This is a genomic window from Amycolatopsis sp. WAC 04182 (assembly GCF_003947465.1).
In the GTDB taxonomy this organism is placed as follows: Bacteria; Actinomycetota; Actinomycetes; order Mycobacteriales; family Pseudonocardiaceae; genus Amycolatopsis.
The window spans coordinates 1-643 of record NZ_QHJJ01000061.1; the positions used below are offsets into that span (position 1 = coordinate 1).

The 643-nt window shown below is 77.3% G+C and carries 1 pseudogene; it reads right to left on the reverse strand.

Annotated elements, in window-relative coordinates:
* Positions 1 to 627, reverse strand: a pseudogene (locus tag DMH01_RS42510) (hypothetical protein); the annotation flags it as partial.
* Positions 628 to 643: the final 16 nt, after the last annotated feature.

Here is a 643-nt window from a genome sequence, read left to right on the forward strand (position 1 = left end):
CTGCGCGGAGACGCGGGAGATGCCGTGCGTGGCGAGGTGCGCGGCGCCGACGGGGGCGTCGCTGATGCCGGTGTCCACCACGATCGCGTCCGGCCGGGTGGCGAGCACCCGGGCCACCGCCTCGCGCACCCACGGGTGCCGCGCCGCGTCGTGCACGACGAGCACCACGGGCCGGTCGTCGAAGGCGGGCAGCTCGCCGTCGCGGTCCAGGCGCACCCTGGCCGTGGTCGGCAGCCGCGCGGTGAGGGCCGCCGCGATGCCGGTCGGCGTGGCGGGATCGACGGCCTGGTTGAGCCGGGTGTTGACCTCCACGACCAGCGGGCCGCGGTCGAGCACGGCGGCGCCGGTCGTGGTCAGCGCGGCCCTGGCGACCTCCAGGCCGACGCTCTCGTCCACGTCGGCGACGGCCTTCTCGCGCAGCGCGGACCGGTCGGCGTACCAGGCGGACAGCGCCAGCACCCGTTCGGCCGCCTCGGCCAGCCGTTCCTCCTTCAGCGTGCCCGAGCGTACGGCGGCGACGATCGCGTCGCGCATCTCGCGCAGGCTGTGCTCGTCGGCCCGGCCCGCGCAGATCGTGTCGGCGCCGGCGGCCAGCGCGCGCACCGCGATCTCCCCGGGGCCGAACATGTCGGCCACCCCCTGC